The sequence below is a fragment of the Brevibacillus massiliensis genome (assembly GCF_000311785.1).
In the GTDB taxonomy this organism is placed as follows: Bacteria; Bacillota; Bacilli; order Brevibacillales; family Brevibacillaceae; genus Brevibacillus_C; species Brevibacillus_C massiliensis.
In genome coordinates, this window is record NZ_HE978535.1 from 439524 (window position 1) to 458061 (window position 18538).

Below are 18538 nucleotides of genomic sequence, written 5' to 3' on the forward strand. Positions count from 1 at the left end.
GAGGTAAGATAAAATGGAGGAAGACGAGGAGGCGAGCTGGATGAAAGCGGTCCTGGTGGATCAAGAAAGCAAACGTTTATACATTGGCGAATGGGAAGAGCCGGCCATTTCGGCCGACGATTTATTGGTCAAAGTGGAGGCGACGGCGCTGAACCGGGCTGATCTGGCGCAAAGGCGGGGCAGCTATCCGCCGCCCCCGGGAGCATCTCCGATCCTGGGGCTGGAAATGGCGGGGGTCGTTGAACAGGTTGGCGCGAACGTCTCCGGATGGCAGCCTGGCGACCGGGTGTTCGCGCTGCTGCCGGGGGGCGGCTACGCGGAGCGGGTAAGCGTACCGGCGGCAATGGCGATGCGAATTCCCGAAGGCATGTCGTTTGAGCAGGCGGCTGCGATCCCGGAAGTGTTTTTGACCGCCTATCTGAACCTGTTTCTGCTCGGCGGACTGAAATCCGGCGAGACGGTGCTGATTCACGCCGGAGCGAGCGGTGTCGGCACTGCCGCGATTCAACTGGCCAGGGAAGCGGGGGCGACATCGATCGTGACCGCGGGCAGCGAGGAGAAGCGGGCCGCCTGCCTGCAATTGGGCGCCAGCCTCGCGATTGATTACAAGCGCGGGCCGTTCGCGCCGCTGGTGAGAGAAGCCACTGAGGGCAAAGGGGTAAACCTGATTCTCGATCTGGTAGGCGCATCCCATCTGGAGCAGAACGTCGAATCGCTGGCGCTGGAGGGGAGCTTGATCCTGATCGGCCTGGTCGGAGGGAGCAAAGTAGAGAACTTTCATCTCTCTACCGTCTTGATGCGGCGCCTGCGGATCATCGGCAGTACCCTGCGCTCGCTGCCGCTCGCAAGGAAAATCGAGTTGACGGAGCAGTTCTCGGCATTTGCGCTGCCCCGTTTCACAGACGGGCGCCTGAAGCCGATCATCGACTCTGTCTGGGAGATGGCGGAGGTAAACGAAGCCCATCAATACATGGAGAAAAACCAGAACATCGGAAAAATCATTTTGCGGGTCGGGGCGGTGAGCCGTTCATGATCTTGGTCAGTTCGTGTTTAGCCGGGTTGGAATGCCGCTACAACGGCACACACAGCCAGGTGGAGAAAATCCGTGACCTGGTCAAACAAAATCAAGCGATGATGGTGTGTCCGGAGCTGCTCGGCGGGTTTGCAACGCCGCGCGAACCCGCCGAGATCGCAGGCGGGACAGGAGATGACGTGCTGGCGGGACGGGCCCGGGTGATTGCGAAATCAGGCGAGGATGTCACCGAGATGTACCTTGAGGGAGCCTATAAAACCCTGGAGCTGGCAAGGCAAGTTCAGGCCAAATGCGTCGTATTGAAGGAAAACAGTCCTTCATGCGGAAGTCAGATGATCTACGACGGGACATTTGCCAATCAAAAGGTGCCCGGAGAAGGCGTGACCGCGGCCTTGCTGCGAAGGGAAGGATTTCGGGTCATCTCAGAGGATGAGCTTGCCGAGGTGTTGTAACCCATTCACGGTCAATTCCAGCAAAATACCGACACAAAAAGGAGTGCCAAACTGTCGCCAGTTTGCACTCCTATTCTTTTTCTATCATTTTGCACCTTTCTTTGACCGGAGGGGGATTCCTGTGTCAATCTGCTGGTTTGGACTCTCTTTTTGGCACAAACTGAAAGATTTCTTCCGATTCAAAGGAATCGATCAGACGTGACAGCCAATCGTAGTAATCGAGCGCGTCACGGATAATCGCAAGATCGTTTTCAATGGAACGCTTGAGTGAATCTGAGAGATTGTCCTGACTTGTTTCGAGCAGATGGGCCAGTTCCTGCCGGGTTTTATTCAACGCTTGGGTATTTAAATCAACGGCTTTCCGCCATTTTAGCGCGAAGAAGTCGATGAAGCTCTGGTACCAGTCCTGTTCTACCTCGTAGTGGTCCTTTCTCATTCCTTTGGCCCAGACCTTATTCACCATCTTTAAGTCCATTAAGGTGCGAACGCCAGTGCTCATGCTCGTCTTGCTCATCCCGAGAGCCTCTACCATTTCGTCAAGAGTCATCGGTTTTCCATTGAACAGCAAAGTACCATATAGATAGCCATTCGATAGGGAAATTCCGTACAACTCCATATTGTTCGCGAGGGTCTCCACGACTCGCTGACGGGCTTTCCTCTGAATTTCCTCAGCTTGACTGTCGTTATTTGCTAGATAGTTCGCATTCATATGAGACAAACAGTCCTCCCAGAAATAATCACTGATTCGATTTTAGTTATTTTTATAAAAAAAGTAAATGAGCAATCTTGTATCGAAAATCAAAGTTATACTGAGTATACGGTATGAAAAGTTGGTACAGTTTTTTCTGTACAAAAATTACGGGGGAATATGAAGGATTACCAGCTTTGTGGAAAAAAAGGCGAATCGGTACAATTAATACAAACGGTAAAACAAGCGCAGAGGTGATGGGATGGCAAAAATTCGCGTAGAGAACCTTACGAAGATCTTTGGTCGCGTTCCTCATAAAGCGATGGAGCTATTGGCAAAAGGTTGGTCGAAACAACAGATTTTGCAAGAGACTGGCTGCACCTTCGGGGTGAACAACGTCAGCTTCGAGGTGAAGACAGGAGAAATCTTTGTGATCATGGGATTGTCCGGAAGCGGTAAATCGACGATTATCCGCTTGCTCAACCGGTTGATCGAACCGACTGCCGGCAAAATTCTCATCGACGGCGAGGACATCGTTCAAATGAACGGAGAAAAACTGCGGGAAGTGCGCAGAAAAAAACTGGGTATGGTCTTCCAGCGCTTTGCGCTGTTTCCGCACCGTACCGTCTGTGAAAATGTCGAGTACGGACTGGAAGTGCAGGGAATCGCCAAAGCGGAGCGCAGACAGAAGGCCATAGACGCGCTTTCGCTCGTCGATTTGAGCGGTTGGGAGGATCGTTATCCCGATCAACTCAGCGGCGGGATGCAGCAGCGCGTCGGCCTGGCCAGGGCGCTGGCCAGCAATCCCGACGTCCTGCTGATGGACGAAGCCTTCAGCGCGTTAGACCCGTTGATCCGCAAGGACATGCAGGATGAACTGTTGGAACTGCAGGAAAAAATGCAAAAGACGATCATCTTTATCACCCACGATCTGGATGAGGCGCTGAAAATTGGCGACCGGATCGCCTTGATTAAGGACGGGGCAATCGTCCAGATCGGAACGCCGGAAGAAATCATGACCAATCCGGCCAATGAATACGTCGAAAAGTTTGTGGAAGGCGTAGACCGCTCCAAAGTATTGACGGCCGGGCACGTGATGAAGCGGGCCGAGACGATTACCTTGGACAAAGGGCCGCGTGTCGCCCTGCAGATGATGAGAGACCGCGGTGTCTCCAGTCTGTACGTCGTAGACAAGAAGAAGTCGCTGCTTGGCGTCATTACCGCTGACAATGTAGTAGAAGCGACGAAACGGGGCGATCAAACGCTCGAGCAGATCATGGAAACCACGATTCCTTCCGTTGCGCCGGAAACGCTGCTGCATCAAATGTTCGACCTGGTCGCTTTCTCACAGGTGCCGATCGCGGTTATCGGCGAACAGAAGAGATTGCTCGGCGTCGTCGTCAGAGGTGCAGTGCTGAGCGGATTGGCCGGTAAGGTGAACGATGTGGCAGCAACAACGGCTGAGGATGGGCAGGTGGAAGTACATGGGTAATTTGCTGCCGAAGCTGCCTCTTGCCCAGTGGGTTGAGGCGTTTGTAGACTATCTGGACGCTACGTTTGGATTCGTGTTTGACGGCATTACGGCTGCCATTGGGGCCATCGTCAATTCCTTTGCCTTCATTTTGGCCTTGTTTCCGTCTTGGCTGCTGATTATCCTGATCGCGCTTCTCGCCTGGAGAAGGAAAAATGTAGGATTGGCGATCTTTACATTTATCGGGCTTTTTCTGATCGATAATCTCGGTTACTGGACCAATACGATGGAGACCTTGTCGCTGGTGCTGACAGCGGCGCTTATTTCTGTCGTGATTGGTGTTCCGATGGGGATCTGGTGTTCGAGAAAAGACATCGTACAGAATATCGTCACCCCGTGTCTTGACTTCATGCAGACCATGCCCGCCTTCGTCTACCTGATTCCTTCCATTTTCTTCTTTGGATTGGGCAAGGTTCCAGGTGTGATCGCTTCCGTCATCTTCGCGATGCCGCCGACGATCCGCTTGACGAACCTGGCGATCCGGCAGGTACCGGCTGAACTGGTCGAAGCGGCGGACGCCTTTGGTTCCACACCGCTGCAAAAACTGTGGAAGGTACAGCTGCCTATCGCCAAAACGACGATGATGGCCGGGATCAACCAGAGCATCATGCTGGCGCTTTCGATGGTGGTGATCGCCTCCATGATCGGGGCCAAAGGCTTGGGTGCCGATGTATACCGCGCAGTGACACAGATTAAAATCGGGGTTGGTTTTGAGGCTGGTATCGCGATCGTAGTCTTGGCGATCGTCCTGGACCGGCTTACTCAAAATAAAAAGAAAAGAAACAAGTAGGGGGAGGAGAAGTACGATGAAACAATGGGTAAAACGCAGCGCCGCGGCGCTGTTGGCTTCAGTCCTGCTGTTGGGCGGCTGTTCATCCGCACCCAACCAACCGGCGAATGAACCAGAGCAATCCGGGGGAGCGAACAGCGGCGCGTCGGCATCGGTCGGCGAGCAGGTCGGCTATAAAATCATCGGGATCGACCCTGGTGCCGGCCTGATGACCGCTACGGAAAAAGCGATCCAGAAATACGGATTGGACAAATGGGAACTGGTGGAGGGCTCCAGTGCTGCGATGACCGCGGCGCTGAAAGACGCTTACGATAAGAAAAAACCAATCATCATCACCGGCTGGTCGCCGCATTGGATGTTCTCGAAATTCGATCTGAAGTATCTGGATGACCCAAAAGGGGTATACGGAGCGGCTGAGCAAATCCATACGATTGTGCGCAAGGGGCTAAAAGAGGATCAGCCGAGCGCTTATGCTTTCCTGGATAACTTCAACTGGAAGCCAAGCGATATGGAAGATGTCATGCTGGAAATCGAGAATGGAAAAGATCCCGAGCAGGCCGCAGCCGATTGGGTGAAGAACCACGAAGAGCAGGTAAACAAATGGGTAGAGGGGATCGAACCGGTCTCCGGCCAAAAGGTAACCTTGGCTTATGTCGCTTGGGACTCGGAGATCGCCAGCACCAATGTTGTCGCGGAAGTATTGAAGCAAAAGCTGGGCTATGAAGTTGAACTGAGCCAGGTGGAAGCCGGCCCGATGTGGGCAGGCGTCGCCAATGGCGATGTGGACGGGATGGTAGCGGCATGGCTGCCGACCACCCACCAAGAGTACGTCAAACAGTTGGACGGCAAGTTTGAGGACCTGGGAGTCAATCTCGACGGAACCAAATTAGGGTTGGTCGTCCCTTCCTATATGGATGTAAGCTCGATTGAAGATTTGAAGAAGTGATGAACCAAAAGAGAGTGCCGCTATAGTCTTGGCGGCACTCTCTCTTTCTTCCATTGACAGCGAAAAGGGGCGGTGCTATATTCGTCTTGAGATGAATACGTATTCATCGATCGTTCCAGACGTGCATATAAAGGTGGATGGCCAGGATGGTGACATCGAAAGACGTTGCGAGACGCGCTGGCGTATCGCAGACGACCGTTTCGCGGGTGCTCAACGGATACCCCGGGATCAAGCAAGAGACAAAGGACAAAGTGATGCAAGCGATGGCCGAGCTGCATTACCGGCCCAATTTTATCGCCCGCAGCCTGGTGATGAATCAGACGCGCAACATCGCGCTCCTCTCCGGTACGCTCAAGAACCACTTTTTTGTCGAAACGACGGACAATATCGTCCGGCTGGCCGCCGAAAAGGGGTACAGCGTGATGGTGCACTTCGAGCATATGGGGGACAATCTGAGTCTGTTTGAAACGATCAGCCGCTACAAGCCGGCCGGGATCATCCTGTCCACGATCCAACTGGACGACCCGCTGTTTCCGCAGCTTGAAGAGGCGAAAATTCCCTACATGATGTTCAACCGCCGCCCCAGAACCGGCGGAAATTACGTCGTCATTGACAACCGGCTGGCCGGAGAGCTGAACACCCGGCATTTGATCGAATACGGCCACAAACGGATTGCATTCTTGTCTGGACACATCAACGTGTCGACGTTTTTTGAACGCAAGGAAGGATATGAAGCGACGCTGAAAAAATACGGCCTGCAGCCTGACCCGCAGCTCATGATGTTTACCAACGGCACCCCGCAGGAAATAGAGGTTGCCGCCGTCAGGCTGATGCAGCTGCCTTCGCCGCCGACAGCGATCATTTGTGCGACGGATGCGATGGCCCTTACGTGCATGGATGTGCTGATCCGGATGGGCAAACGAATTCCCGATGACATCAGCATCTGCGGCGTCGACGATATCGATATTGCTTCCCATCAGTCGATTCGCCTGACCACCGTCGGGAACTACAAGCAGCAGATGGGGGTGCTGGCGATCGAGATGCTGATGAACTTGATTGAATCTGAAGAAGAGGCTCAGCAGCCGATTCAGATCGTGCTTCGCCCGGAGCTGATTGTTCGCGAAACGACCGGTGCTTGCCTGCTGTAGCAGGTAAGTACAGGCAAGGATGAATACGCATTCATTTAAAAGGAGGCAGATAACACATGAACAAGGATCTATTTATCAATGGCCGCTGCGTACCAGCGAAGCAAACCTACGAGCTGTACAATCCGTACAACAATCAACGCCTTGGGACGATTGCCAATGCCGACGAAGCGGAGATGTTGGCGGCGATTGAGGCGGCGGATGCCGCTTTTGCCGAGATGAAGGCACTCCCGGCCCATCAGCGCTCTGCCATCTTGAACCGCGCCGCTCAGCTGATGGAAGAGCGGACGGAGGAGTTGGCCAGGCTCATCGCGCTGGAAGCGGGAAAACCGATCAAAGCGGCCCGGGCGGAAGTGGGCCGTTCCGTTCAGACGCTCCGCTTTTCCGCCGAGGGAGCCAAGTGGATGAACGGTGAGTCCATCCCGATGGACGCAGCCATCGGCGGAGAAGGGCGGCTTGCCTTCACCGTGACCGAACCCCTGGGTGTCGTCGCGGCGATTACCCCGTTCAACTTTCCGCTCAATCTGGTTACCCACAAAGTAGGACCGGCGCTCGCCGTCGGCAATACGGTCGTTCTGAAGCCGGCCGAGCAGACGCCGCTTTCTTCCTATGCACTGGCCGAGATCCTTGCAGAAGCGGGCCTGCCAGCCGGTGCGCTCAACGTCGTGTCTGGCGAAGGAGCAGTCCTGGGTCCGGTCCTGACAGCAGATGCACGGATCAAAAAGCTCTCCTTTACCGGCAGTCCCGAGGTAGGGAAACTCTTGCGGGCCCAATCCGGACTGAAGAAGCTCACCCTTGAACTGGGCTCCAACTCCGCGCTGATCGTCGATGAGAATTGCGACCTTGAACGCTGTGTGGCCCGGGCCGTGGAAGGGGCGTTCTCGTACGCCGGACAAGTCTGCATACACACGCAGCGGATCTACGTCCATCAGAACGTGTACGACACCTTTACCGCAGAATTCCGCAAGCGGATGGAACAGCTGCGCACAGGAGACCCGCTGGATGAAAATACGGATGTGTCCGCCGTCATCAACGAGCGCTCCCGCAGGCGGATTCTTGAATGGATCGAGGAAGCCCGGAGCATGGGAGCGGTGGTTTACGGAGGGGAGACAGAAGGCAGCGTAATTCGCCCAGCCCTGATCCTGGGTGCCGATCCAAGCAGCCGCGTGGTATGTCAGGAAGTGTTTGGACCAGTCGTCGTCATCGACCGGGTGGCGTCCCTAAAGGAGGCGGTCGAGAAGACCAACGCGTCCCGCTTTGGATTGAACGCAGGCGTGTTTACGCGGGACATTCAGGCAGCGTTCGCGGCTGCCCGGAAGCTGGAAGTGGGGCAAGTGCTGATCAATGAGATTCCGACGTTTCGAGTGGATCACATGCCTTACGGCGGCGTAAAAGACTCGGGTTTGGGGCGCGAGGGCGTGAAGTACGCGATGCAGGAAATGTCCGAGAGCAAATTGATCGTCGTCACGTTGTAGGCAAACACAAACAAGGCGAGAACCTGTGCCCGCCTTGTTTTTTACACCAATGTTTAGTTTCCGATAAACTCTTGTACCCAATAGCCGTTGTAATAGGCAATGCCAATGGTGTCAAAGCTCGGGTTCATGATGTTTTCCCGATGGCCCTGGCTGTCCATCCACTGCTGCATGACCTCTTGCGGACTGCGCTGACCCATTGCGATGTTTTCCCCCATGGTCATGTACTGGATGCCGCTCTGGCTGATCATGTCGGCAGGAGAGCCCAAGGTCGGACTGATCTGGTCAAAGTAGTGGTTATTCGCCATGTCGACGGCTTTTTTCTTCGCGACGGAAGACAGCTGCTCGTCCAACTTCAGCGGCTGCAGACCCGCTTTTGCCCGCTCTTGGTTGACGAGGGAAAATACTTCTTTTGCGTAGCTGTCGACATTTCCCTGTGCGGCGTCAGGGGTTTGCTCTGCTGGTGCATTGGCAGCTTGGCTTGGTGTGTTTGCCGATTGTTTCGGAACGCGGACCGGTTGACTTGACCTTGGGGCAGGCTGGTACTGTTTTTTGGTGGATTGGTAGAAATACTGCTGCTGTTGTGGAACGTTATGATTCAACTGAGGGTAGATCACCCATTGTTGTTGGAATTGCGGATAGGAATACATCATCGGCTGTTGAGCCGGATGGTTGGCTGCCGGCTGCGGACAGGTTGCAGCGAATGCAGAAGTAGAAATGCCGGCTACTGCAACTCCGAGAACAATGGCGAGAAGGGACTTTCTGGTTGCAAATTTTTTCATCGTATCGCTCCTTTTTTTTGCCCTACGAGGTTAGTTGTCGGATTCGGATTGAGGATACAACCCTACGCTTGCAAAAGCGATTCACCCCATACAGAAAGCCAAAAAGGCCTTTCTGTCGAAAAGCATCCCCCGCACTTCGATGTATTTTGAAGTTTCGGCAAGTACAAGGATAACAGAGAATGCGGAATGATGAAATGATGGAATGTTGGTATCTCTGTTAACAAACGCCAATTATATGTAAAAAGCCCGAAACAACCAGGTTTCGAGCGTGGCCGGGCCCCGTTTCCGGCGCAACCGGTACGATTTGTCAGTTATTGTTGCAGCCGCAGTGTTTGCGGCAGTAACGGCAGGCTGCGGGGTTGCCGGTCGTCATACATCTGGTGCAGTTGGCGCAGCATGCGTCGCAAACAGAATAGGGTTGAACAAATGGCGCTACTACCGGAGGTCTCGGATAGGGACTGACGACTGGCGGTCTCTTATAGGGACTGACAACCGGCGGTTTCGGACATGGTTTCACAGCTTGATAAGGCCTGACAACCGGCGGTTTCGGACATGGCTTCACAGCTTCATAAGGCCTGACAACCGGCGGACAGCACGGTCTGGCATGCTGGTACGGACTCACCACAGGCGGACAATAAGGTCTCTGGTATGGACTGACGACCGGAGGACAAGGTTTTTCATAAAAAGGACTGACAACTTGCGGACCGTAATAAGGCGAAAAAGAACTGACCATCCGGACTTTAGCCTTCTTGTCGGCTGCTCTGCGTCTGTTTCTCATCAAATATCTCCCCTCTGTGAGAATGTACCATAGTATATGCACAATATTTTGGGATGAATGGACGTTTGCTTACCGGTAGACGTCTAGTTTTTGCTTGGGGAGAGATAAAATTTTCCAAACCGATGCGCGAATATGAAAAAACAAATGCCGAATGTTCCCGCTTGTCATCCTGTGCAATCAGGGGCAAAACGAAAAAAGCGGAAGCAGATGAACGAATCGATAAAATATATGGCAATATCGCAGAGTATGAGTGTATGATGGAAAATGCGGACAACCCGGAGCGAAAAGTTCCCGGCACCGGCCAAAAGCAGGCGCAACAAAGAGAGCTGCCACAGCGGCCAAGCCTTGCAAAATCCATCTGCGCCAAGCGTTTCAAGGAGGATCTATTCAACATGAAGAAGATGATGACAGCAATGGTATTCAGCAGTTTCCTGTTTCTCTCTGCAATGACAGGTTGTGAAGATCAACAACAAGACCCAGCACCTCCGCAGACCGCCTCCAATTCCCAAGAACAACAACCCGCAGCCACCCCTCCGGACGAAAAACCTGCTGACAGCCCCGAATCGCAAAGTTCCCGCGAGAACACTCCGGTTCAAGAAACATCCGGCACTGTAGACGGACTTAAGGTCGTCGCGAATCCTGACAGCGTCACTGTCTTGGTAAACAAGCAGTATGCTCTGCCGAAAGATTATGAGCCGCAAGATCTGGTGTATCCGAATGTGCCGTTTATCTTCGAAGAAAAAATCGAAAAACGGAAACTGCGCAAGGAAGCCGCAGATGCGCTGGAGAAGTTGTTTGACGGAGCGAAGAAAGACGGTATCCTGCTCGCCGGAGTCTCCGGATACCGCTCCTATGACCGGCAGAAAAAATTATTTGAAAGCTATGTGCAGCGCGATGGCGAGGCAGCTGCCAAAATGTACAGCGCAGTCCCCGGCACCAGCGAGCATCAGACAGGGCTGACCATCGATGTATCCGGCATTGACGGCAAATGCGCCGCGGAAAGCTGCTTCGCCGGGACGCCCGAGGCTGATTGGCTTGCCAAACATGCACCGGAATACGGCTTTATCATCCGCTATCCGGAAGACAAGGTGGACATCACCGGCTATGAATATGAACCTTGGCATATCCGCTATGTAGGTGTCCAGCTTGCCAAGGAACTGGCTGAAAAAGGACAAACCTTGGAGGAGTACTACAACGCGGTCCCCGTATCCGGGGCAAAGTGACCGCCTCGGGCCAATTCCCATGGGATGGGTCCGGCAGCGGTTCCCCGCTCTATTTTTTGTAGACGATTCGCACCCCTAGATGGCTGTATGTTTCTTCGGTATAATGGCCGTGGGGGCACGCCCTGGTATAACAGATGCTGCTATGTTGGCTCTGTATGATTTCATTGCATGTGGGGCAGTGTTCGACCGCTAACTTTCGAAGCAGCTTCAGCATAAAAACACCTCTTTTCGAGTATGGGAGCAAGGATTGCGTTATCTCCTGCGGGTAAAAAGACAGCTGCAGGTTTGGAAAGAAGGGATTTTGTGGGCCTGGGGCATCATCTGGTTCTGTTCTTCGTTGGCCTGATCGGATCATTTTTTTCGGGAATGCTCGGCATTGGCGGAGCTGTCATCAATTATCCTCTTTTATTGTATGTGCCCGATTGGTTGGGTGTCGGCCATTTCACGGCGAAGGAAGTATCTTCTATCAGTATGTTCCAAGTTTTTTTTGCGTCTTTGTCGGGTTTGCTCGCCTACCGCATGCAAAGGAAACATGAACCTTCTTATATACATAAAGGGATCGTCCTGATCATGGGGAGCAGTATTCTCGTCGGCAGCTTGATTGGAGGAGCGGGCTCCAAATACATGCCGAGCGAATCGATCAATCTCATCTACGGGATCGTGGCTGTCGTGGCTGTGATCCTGATGCTCATCCCCAATCGGGGAAAGCGGGAGGACTTGCACACGGAGCAACTCGTCTACCATAAGTCGGTCGCAGCCCTGTCAGCGGGTTTGGTCGGGCTTGTCTCCGGTACGGTCGGAGCCGGGGGGGCGTTCATCCTGATCCCGATCATGCTGACCGTTCTGAAAATACCCACGCGCATCACCATTACCTCTTCTCTGGCGATCGTCTTTATCTCCGCAGTGGGGGGCGTTACCGGCAAATTGGCTGCCGGTCACATCCCGTTTTGGGCGACCTTCTACACGGTGCTGGGCAGTGTATCGGGCGCTCCGCTCGGATCGTTCGTCGGCAGCAAGGTAAACGGGAAATACTTGCGGATCACCCTGGCTGTTTTCATTACAGCAACGGCGGTCAAGGTATGGTTTGACATCCTCAAGTGAGAAAAGTGGAAAAAATGAACGGCAAAAGCTTCCGGCTAAGTGGCAAATTTCGCCGCTTTTAAGCCTGACCGACACGAACGCGATCAGAATCGTCCCGATCAGCGGGCAGGAGATCGAACAGATCAGGCTGACCTATCCTTTTTTTGTCTATGCTGAGATCCCCGCCGGAACCTACCGGAACCCCGAGCAGATCCCGACTGTCGCCATCCAAAATCTGATGGTGGTGCGTGCGGATATGCCGGAAGAAGTGGTCTACAATCTGACCAAGGAGCTCTTTGAAAACCTGCCCACGTTAAAAAAAGCCCACAGCGCCGCCGGCATGATCGACCCGGACAGCTCGTGGAGAGGACTTCCGCTCGCGCTGCACCCGGGCGCCGAGCGATACTACCGAGAGAAGAGAAAAAAATAGGAGGGGACGAAACGGCTTCTGCCGTAGTCAGGATTACGCGGCGGAAGTGAGGATGCATGCCGGGCTGCAGAGCAGCTTCCGCTTGGCTTGCTATTTCAATCGAGGAAACGGGGACCTCCGACAGGAGGTCCCCGTCTCTTAATCTGCTCTTGTCACCCATATGATCCTAGCGAGCAGCCACGTTTTCCAAATCCTTGACGCCGCGGTAGATCAGCTCAAACAAATCGTCGATCTGTTCTTCTTCAATGCAGGAGAAGGCGACGCGAAGATCGGTTTCGCCGAGCGCGATCGTGCCGACGCCGTACTCGTTCAGCAGATGGACGCGAAGCGATTCAGCATCGACCGTTTTCAGCTTGAGGCACATGAAATAACCGGAGTTGAATGGATAATACTCCCAGGCCCCATCGTATTTTCCGCTGTCAAGCAGCTCTTTGACACGGTTGGCGCGACGTTTCATGATGGAAAATTTTTCTTGTTTCTGCGCGTTAAATTCCGGAGCGTTGAGCGCGTGCAGGACGAATGTCTGCGAAGGGTGAGGGCCGCTGGAAATCGTGGAGCGGATCATCCCCATTGTTTTTTGCTCCAGTGCAGCGAGGAATGCGTCGCTTTGGCCGGCATATGTAATAAAACCAACCCGGAAACCCCAGACGTACTCTTCCTTGGTGGCTCCGTCTACCTTGACGGCCAGTACGCGCGGGTGAAGATCGCTCAAGGCGCCGAACAGCGATTCATGCAAAGAGTCTTCGAAAAACAGGCCGAAGTATGCATCATCTGTCACTGCGACGACATTGATGCCCGCTTCTGCCCCTGCTTTGATCGCTGCGACAATCTGTTTGCCTTCTTCCACAAGCGGCGTGTAGCCGGTCGGATTGTTTGGAAAGTTGAGGATGACGATCGCTTTGCCTTTTTCCTTCTGGGCGAGAATGGCATCGCGCAGGCCTTCCGCATTAAATTTGTTGTCTGCGTTGTAGAGCGGATAGTTGACGATTTCCGCTCCCCGGCGAACGCCAAATGTAATCTCGTAATTTTCCCAGTTTTTATCCGGAATGATGACACTGTCTCCCGGGCCGGCAAAGAGGTCGGCGACAATGCTGAGACCATGTGTCAGGGCATTGGTCACAATCGGGTTGCCAATCGTTTTCCCCTCGAGAGAAGGGTTCTCTTCGATCATTTTTTTCCGCCAAGCCGCCCGCAATTCCGGCTTGCCTGCCGGAGGAGCGTACTCGTACAGGTCTTTCGGGTCGTATGCAGACAGCGTGTCCTGGATGACCTTCAGGTGCATCGGCTTGCCGTTTTCCAGGGCGGTGCCGATGGTTGCGTTATATTTATTGGCTTTTGCTTTCGCTTCGGCGGATTGGCTCAGGATGCCTTCTTTTGGAAAGTAAATTTGTTTGCCGAGCTCTGACAGCATCGCATACACATGTGGATTTTCGCGTTGAATCGTCTCGTTTAACTGCTTGGCGAGTGGATGCATGGTTTCCTTCCTTCCCATCTTATCAATTGACTTCTTCCCGATATTATACCATCTTTGCCGGGACGAGTGACTCCCTATACCGAATTTATCGGGTAAAAATGCCAAAAAATCTGTTTGATTGCCTGGAACCGCTCCTGATCCGGTTCGGCTTGGACATGAATACAATCAGAATCGCATTCCTGTCATAAAGTATGTAGTAAAAGAATATAGAGCAGCAAGGAGAGGAGTTTATTGGAGACGAAGGGTAAACATCTGATCGCGGATGCACTGGGGTGCCGTTCAGATGTCCTAAACGATGCCGACCGGTTGCAGCAAATCTTGACCAAAGCGGTGGAAGCGCTGGGAATGAAGATCCTGTCGACACAATTTCATTCTTTCACACCCCAAGGGGTGACGGGGACCATCATCATTTCCACCTCGCATTTTTCGATTCATACGTGGCCTGAACGCGGATATGCCGCTTTGGATTTCTACACCTGCGGAAGCGTGGATCTCTGGGGACAGTTAGAACATATACTCGAGGTGTTGGAAGCAAAATCTGCAAATGTGTACGACCTGGAATGGGGGGAAGATGCGGATTCTCCCGTGACGAAAAAACGGATTCGCTTCGCAAAGTCGGAAGCGGCCATGGCTTCTGCCGACACTGCGGCGGAAAAGAGCTTTTTTCAGCTGCGGGATGAACGCGGCAATGCTTGGGATATGATTCAACTGCGGGAGATCGTCAAGGGAGGGCACAATATCCTTTTTCAGGGGGCAAGTCCGTATCAGGAAATCTTGTTGATCGAAGCCAGTGACCTCCGCTTGTATTTGAACCAGGAGCTGCAATTCAGTTCTTTGGATGAAAGGAGCTATCATGAAGCGCTGGTTCACCCTGCCATGGGGATGGCATCCACTCACGGGCGGGTGCTGGTTCTCGGCGGCGGCGACGGTCTCGGGCTGCGGGAAGTCCTCAAGTATCCGCAAGTCGTGCACGTTGACCTCGTCGATATCGATCCGATCGTGCTTGAGATTGCCAAGACGGTACCTGCTTTGGTGGAGCAAAATCGGGGGTCATTCCTCGATCAGCGGGTCCATGTTCACGCACAGGATGCCAAACAATTCCTCAGCGCCGATCATCCGCCATACGACGTGATTATCATTGATTTTCCTGATCCAGTCGACCGCGTTATCAGTACCCTGTACACCAAGGAATTGTTCAGCCGGGTGTCACAAATGTTAACCGATGACGGCATTCTCGTTTGTCAATCGGCTTCGCTGGAGGATTCGCCAAGGGTATTTTGGAGTATCGGGCTGTCGATCGAGAGTGCAGGGCTGCATGTCCAGCCTTACCAGACGATCGTTCCGTCCTTTGGTCAGTGGGGATTTCACCTGGCATCGAGGAAAAAACTGGATATTCGCTTGTGCACAATTCCCGTACCGCATTACGCCCTGCCAAAAAACATCGCTTCCCTGTTTCACATCCGCCCCGTATTCCTGGCCTTGCGAAGCGAAGCTGTAGTAAACAGCCTCAAGAATCTGGTCCTTCAGGACATCTACCAAAAGGATTTGCAAGAGTGGCTGGATCCATAGGACACAGGGGATTACAAATAGGAAAACCCGCCGGCCGCGGGTCTTCTTTTTGGCATGCTGCTTACGGGAGGAATCAGTCCGACTCCTCGATCTCAATCAGCACCCGGTTGTGGTCTGTCTGGATTTTTGCATCGCGTTTGTATATGGAGTATCCGTACGGGATGTGAAACATATCCTGAAGCCTTGCCGGGGACAGATGGCGGGTCGGCACCGAGATGTGCACGTCACCAGGTGAAACAGGCGCAGCAGTCGCCAGACAAAATCCCCAGTCTTCTTCTTCCTCGACAATGATGTCAAAATGATAGGGCAGTATGTGGTACCCGGCCGCTTCCAGCGTCGCCTGGATGCTCCAGACGTATTCCGGCGAGCTGGAGAAGACAGAACAGGCTACACCGATAGCTCCGCCCGGTTCCAGCCGCTCCTGAAAAAGCCGGTAAAACTCCACGCTGAAGAGACGGCCCAGCTCCGGGTAGTCACGGCTGGGTTCAGGAAGATCAAGGATGATCACATCCCATTTTCCCTCGGCATGTTCCACAAACGACCTGCCGTCTGCAATGACTGTCTGTACCTTGGGATGATGCAGCGCTCCTTTGTTAAACTTTACCAACGGCTGCAAATTTTTGCCGAAATCCATCATCATGGCGTCCGCGTCAACGGTTGTAATCTCCATTGTCTCCGGGTAGCGCAGCACCTCTCGGGTGGTGATGCCGCCGCCGCCTCCGATGATCAGAATGCGCTGCCTTTTTTTTGCAACAGCCATCGGTATGTGAATCAAAGCCTCGGCGTACATTCGTTCATCCTCAGTCGTACTAAACATCACATAGCCGTTGCCGTAGATGAGCCACTTGCCCTCTGTCTCGACCAATGCGACTCGCTGCGTAGGAGTCTTGATTCGCTGCACAATGCGATAATCCCCCTCAGGCTCATCGTATTCGGAGATGTAGTCCCGGATGGATCCGGCTCCCCAAAAGCGCCAATAGAGCCAAAGGAGCCCTTCGATGAGCAGTGTGATGAATACTCCAGACAGGAGCCAAAGCATCCCGGTTGTCTGTATGGTCATGCTATCATCCGCCTTATGAGTTCCTTTGCAGTTCCCCTGCTGAGCCAAGAGGCATGGCTTTTTGCAGGCACTGCATAAAGCCAATGTATGATCCTTGCGTCAGATCGGATACCCTCCATCGATTGAGATCAGGGGCCGGAATTTCTTCCGCTTCGCCTCAAAACATGTTACGCTCTTCTTCAAATGAAAGGAGGGATTGGACATCGAATTCCAGGCGAACAAGGCTGCAAAAGAGTTTGTGTCTGCATTCGAGAAGGTTTTGTGCCGCGATTTTTCCAGGTGGAATGGCTTGTTTACCCGCTTGCTTGCCATTGACAAGAATGGCGGTTTTATCTGTTCGTATGACACTCGCAAGAACTGTATCGTGCAAAAACCAGAGGATCCGCTGGAGTGGACAGGAAAAATTCCGCTGAAAGACAGGACCATGTCATACAAGGAGCCGGTACATCAAGGGGAATGGCTGTATTCCGCCCCTGTCAAAAGGGGTGAGGTGACGGAATATTTCATCATTTGCAGGTATCCCCGGTATGATTACCTGCCCCTCTTGCAAGTGATGTACTTGCTTTCGCAGGCGGTCGGCGCTCGCTTAATGCCGCAAAATCACGAAGAAATCCTGCTGTACGGGGAGTACCTGAGAAAGATTGTCGAGACGATCAGCGAAGGCTACATGTCGATCAACAAGAAAGGCGTGATCACCTACCTGAATCGGGCCGGCGCGGAGATCCTCGGTTTGAAAATCGACGAGGTGATCGGCAGGCACATGTGTGACGTGGTAGATTTCCAGCCGCAGGTCCTCTCTGTTTTGGATACGGGGAAGGGCTGGGCCAACCGGGAGTTTTTTGTCAACATGCCGAGGGGCCAAGTCCATTTGATCAAATCCGCCATCCCGATTTTTAGCGAAACCGGGGAGACGGTCGGGGTGGTTGACACCTTTCGGGAGATGAAAAGCGTGCGGAGAATGGTAGCGGACATGGTGGGGGCGAAAGCCGTCTTTCACTTTGATGACATCTTCTTTGCCAGCCGCGTGATGGGCGAGGTGCTGAAGCTGGCCAAAGCGGCGGCAAAAAACGAGGCCAATATCCTGATCGAAGGGGAGAGCGGCACGGGAAAGGAATTGATCGCACAAGCGGTGCACAATTACAGCAGCCGGGCTTCCGGGCCGTTCGTCGTCATCGACTGTTCCGCAGTCCCGCGCGAACTGGTGGAAAGCGAATTGTTTGGCTACGTGGACGGGGCGTTTACCGGCGCGCGCAAAGGCGGACGTCTGGGGAAGTTTGAGCTGGCCAACGGGGGTACGGTGTTCCTGGATGAAATCGGGGAAATGCCGCTGGAGATGCAGGCCAAACTCTTGCGGGTGATTCAGAGCCGCGTCATCACCAGGGTGGGAGGACATGAGCAAATTCCGATCAACATACGCATCATCGCCGCGACGAATCGGAACCTGGAGGCCGAGGTGAAGCAAAAGAACTTTCGCCTGGACCTGTTTTACCGCTTGAATGTGATTCACCTTTCCGTACCGCCCCTGCGGCAGAGGAGAGAAGACATCCCTTCGCTGGTCAAGCTGTTTCTGGAGAAGGCGGTGCAGAGGGAAAAACGGCCGGTGCCCGCTGTCTCTTCTGATGCGATGCAGATACTCACGCAGTATTCCTGGCCGGGCAATGTAAGGGAATTGGAAAATGTCATCGAACGGGCTATCCTCCTGGCCGATCAGGACATCGCTCCCCGGCACCTCCCGGCCCATCTGCTAGGGGAGGTGCCGCCAGCAACCGCAGCGGCAGCGCAGGCCCGGCTGCCAGGGGCAGCTTCCGGGCCGCTGGAAATCCTGGAGCGGCAGGCCATTCTGCAAGCCTTGTCAGAGACGGGAGGAAACAAGAGCTTGGCGGCAAAACGGCTGGGGATTTCCCGCTCCTCCTTGTATGACAAGCTGCGGCGGATCCAGTCGTAGGCAAATCTGGTGTGCAGAAATCGTACATGTCCAAGATTCATACAGTGTTTCCATGTGAAAAGTGTGCGATTTTTGCACACTCTGTTGTTTGATGCCCACCTTGCCGCGTTGGCATCAATCTTGCTGCATAAGCTAGTCAA

Annotated in this window: 16 protein-coding genes and 1 riboswitch; of the genes, 12 read left to right on the plus strand and 4 right to left on the minus strand. The window is 53.6% G+C overall.

Annotation, left to right across the window (positions count from 1 at the left end; translation table 11 throughout):
* The first annotated feature begins 13 nt into the window (after nt 1–13).
* Both HGBM_RS02195 and HGBM_RS02200 read left to right on the plus strand, forming a co-directional pair.
* A complete protein-coding gene (locus tag HGBM_RS02195) occupies nt 14–1033 on the plus strand; it encodes an NAD(P)H-quinone oxidoreductase (RefSeq protein WP_019119470.1) in 1020 nt (339 codons plus the stop codon).
* A complete protein-coding gene (locus HGBM_RS02200; RefSeq protein ID WP_019119471.1) occupies nt 1030–1485 on the plus strand; it encodes a 2-thiouracil desulfurase family protein in 456 nt (151 codons plus the stop codon). The genes HGBM_RS02195 and HGBM_RS02200 overlap by 4 nt, the downstream gene beginning before the upstream one ends.
* A 124-nt stretch (nt 1486–1609) precedes the next feature.
* Here HGBM_RS02200 and HGBM_RS02205 read toward each other — a convergent pair whose 3' ends face one another.
* Nucleotides 1610–2194 carry a GbsR/MarR family transcriptional regulator gene (locus HGBM_RS02205; RefSeq protein ID WP_019119472.1) on the minus strand — a complete coding sequence of 195 codons (585 nt, stop codon included), beginning with the start codon at nt 2192–2194 and terminating at the stop codon, nt 1610–1612.
* Nucleotides 2195–2435: 241 nt separating this feature from the next.
* Between HGBM_RS02205 and HGBM_RS02210 the strand changes: the two genes are divergently transcribed.
* The 5 genes from HGBM_RS02210 (at nt 2436) to HGBM_RS02230 (ending at nt 8060) form a co-directional block, all read left to right on the plus strand.
* Nucleotides 2436–3665, plus strand: a complete 1230-nt coding sequence (locus tag HGBM_RS02210; RefSeq protein ID WP_019119473.1) for a quaternary amine ABC transporter ATP-binding protein — start codon at nt 2436–2438, stop codon at nt 3663–3665.
* Nucleotides 3658–4494 carry an ABC transporter permease gene (locus HGBM_RS02215; RefSeq protein ID WP_019119474.1) on the plus strand — a complete coding sequence of 279 codons (837 nt, stop codon included), beginning with the start codon at nt 3658–3660 and terminating at the stop codon, nt 4492–4494. Before HGBM_RS02210 ends, HGBM_RS02215 begins: the two co-directional genes overlap by 8 nt.
* A 16-nt stretch (nt 4495–4510) precedes the next feature.
* Complete coding sequence (locus tag HGBM_RS02220) at nt 4511–5440, plus strand: glycine betaine ABC transporter substrate-binding protein (protein WP_019119475.1); 930 nt, start codon at nt 4511–4513, stop codon at nt 5438–5440.
* Nucleotides 5441–5586: 146 nt separating this feature from the next.
* On the plus strand, nt 5587–6588 hold the full coding sequence (locus HGBM_RS26310) for a LacI family DNA-binding transcriptional regulator (protein ID WP_019119476.1): 1002 nt from the start codon (nt 5587–5589) through the stop codon (nt 6586–6588).
* A gap of 56 nt (nt 6589–6644) precedes the next feature.
* Nucleotides 6645–8060 carry an aldehyde dehydrogenase family protein gene (locus tag HGBM_RS02230; protein ID WP_019119477.1) on the plus strand — a complete coding sequence of 472 codons (1416 nt, stop codon included), beginning with the start codon at nt 6645–6647 and terminating at the stop codon, nt 8058–8060.
* Nucleotides 8061–8113: 53 nt separating this feature from the next.
* On the opposite strand, the gene HGBM_RS02235 is transcribed toward HGBM_RS02230, so the two are convergent.
* Nucleotides 8114–8839 carry a CAP domain-containing protein gene (locus tag HGBM_RS02235; protein WP_019119478.1) on the minus strand — a complete coding sequence of 242 codons (726 nt, stop codon included), beginning with the start codon at nt 8837–8839 and terminating at the stop codon, nt 8114–8116.
* A 3-nt stretch (nt 8840–8842) separates the two neighbouring features.
* Nucleotides 8843–9009: riboswitch (cyclic di-AMP (ydaO/yuaA leader) on the minus strand.
* 1000 nt (nt 9010–10009) lie between these two features.
* On the opposite strand from HGBM_RS02235, the gene HGBM_RS02240 reads away from it, so the two are divergent.
* The 3 genes from HGBM_RS02240 to HGBM_RS26315 all read left to right on the plus strand — a co-directional run bounded on the left by HGBM_RS02240 (nt 10010) and on the right by HGBM_RS26315 (nt 12350).
* Entirely contained in the window at nt 10010–10840 is an 831-nt protein-coding gene (locus tag HGBM_RS02240) for a M15 family metallopeptidase (protein WP_026074145.1), read from the plus strand.
* A 303-nt stretch (nt 10841–11143) separates the two neighbouring features.
* Nucleotides 11144–11941, plus strand: coding sequence for a sulfite exporter TauE/SafE family protein (locus HGBM_RS02245; protein WP_019119480.1), 798 nt, complete (start codon nt 11144–11146; stop codon nt 11939–11941).
* Complete coding sequence (locus tag HGBM_RS26315; protein ID WP_019119481.1) at nt 11925–12350, plus strand: TAXI family TRAP transporter solute-binding subunit; 426 nt, start codon at nt 11925–11927, stop codon at nt 12348–12350. Before HGBM_RS02245 ends, HGBM_RS26315 begins: the two co-directional genes overlap by 17 nt.
* A 166-nt stretch (nt 12351–12516) precedes the next feature.
* On the opposite strand, the gene HGBM_RS02255 is transcribed toward HGBM_RS26315, so the two are convergent.
* Nucleotides 12517–13824: an aminotransferase class I/II-fold pyridoxal phosphate-dependent enzyme gene (locus HGBM_RS02255; protein WP_019119482.1), complete on the minus strand. Its 1308-nt coding sequence runs from the start codon at nt 13822–13824 to the stop codon at nt 12517–12519.
* 231 nt (nt 13825–14055) lie between these two features.
* Between HGBM_RS02255 and speD the strand changes: the two genes are divergently transcribed.
* Nucleotides 14056–15393: an adenosylmethionine decarboxylase gene (speD, locus tag HGBM_RS02260; RefSeq protein ID WP_019119483.1), complete on the plus strand. Its 1338-nt coding sequence runs from the start codon at nt 14056–14058 to the stop codon at nt 15391–15393.
* Nucleotides 15394–15466: 73 nt separating this feature from the next.
* Here the strand turns inward: speD and HGBM_RS02265 are convergent, their stop codons facing one another.
* Nucleotides 15467–16453 (minus strand): spermine/spermidine synthase domain-containing protein, encoded by a 987-nt coding sequence (locus tag HGBM_RS02265; RefSeq protein WP_019119484.1) that lies wholly within the window; start codon nt 16451–16453, stop codon nt 15467–15469.
* 196 nt (nt 16454–16649) lie between these two features.
* Here HGBM_RS02265 and HGBM_RS26320 point away from each other — a divergent pair, with 196 nt between their 5' ends.
* On the plus strand, nt 16650–18398 hold the full coding sequence (locus HGBM_RS26320; RefSeq protein WP_019119485.1) for a sigma-54 interaction domain-containing protein: 1749 nt from the start codon (nt 16650–16652) through the stop codon (nt 18396–18398).
* Nucleotides 18399–18538 lie beyond the last annotated feature (140 nt).

Coding starts and splice junctions, on each gene's coding strand:
- HGBM_RS02205 (WP_019119472.1), bottom strand. CDS start 2,194: ATGAATGCGAACTATCTAGCAAATAACGACAGTCAAGCTGAGGAAATT.
- HGBM_RS02235 (WP_019119478.1), bottom strand. CDS start 8,839: ATGAAAAAATTTGCAACCAGAAAGTCCCTTCTCGCCATTGTTCTCGGA.
- HGBM_RS02265 (WP_019119484.1), bottom strand. CDS start 16,453: ATGACCATACAGACAACCGGGATGCTTTGGCTCCTGTCTGGAGTATTC.
- HGBM_RS26310 (WP_019119476.1), top strand. CDS start 5,587: ATGGTGACATCGAAAGACGTTGCGAGACGCGCTGGCGTATCGCAGACG.
- HGBM_RS02215 (WP_019119474.1), top strand. CDS start 3,658: ATGGGTAATTTGCTGCCGAAGCTGCCTCTTGCCCAGTGGGTTGAGGCG.
- HGBM_RS02200 (WP_019119471.1), top strand. CDS start 1,030: ATGATCTTGGTCAGTTCGTGTTTAGCCGGGTTGGAATGCCGCTACAAC.
- HGBM_RS02255 (WP_019119482.1), bottom strand. CDS start 13,824: ATGCATCCACTCGCCAAGCAGTTAAACGAGACGATTCAACGCGAAAAT.
- HGBM_RS02230 (WP_019119477.1), top strand. CDS start 6,645: ATGAACAAGGATCTATTTATCAATGGCCGCTGCGTACCAGCGAAGCAA.
- HGBM_RS02210 (WP_019119473.1), top strand. CDS start 2,436: ATGGCAAAAATTCGCGTAGAGAACCTTACGAAGATCTTTGGTCGCGTT.
- HGBM_RS02240 (WP_026074145.1), top strand. CDS start 10,010: ATGAAGAAGATGATGACAGCAATGGTATTCAGCAGTTTCCTGTTTCTC.
- HGBM_RS02195 (WP_019119470.1), top strand. CDS start 14: ATGGAGGAAGACGAGGAGGCGAGCTGGATGAAAGCGGTCCTGGTGGAT.
- HGBM_RS02220 (WP_019119475.1), top strand. CDS start 4,511: ATGAAACAATGGGTAAAACGCAGCGCCGCGGCGCTGTTGGCTTCAGTC.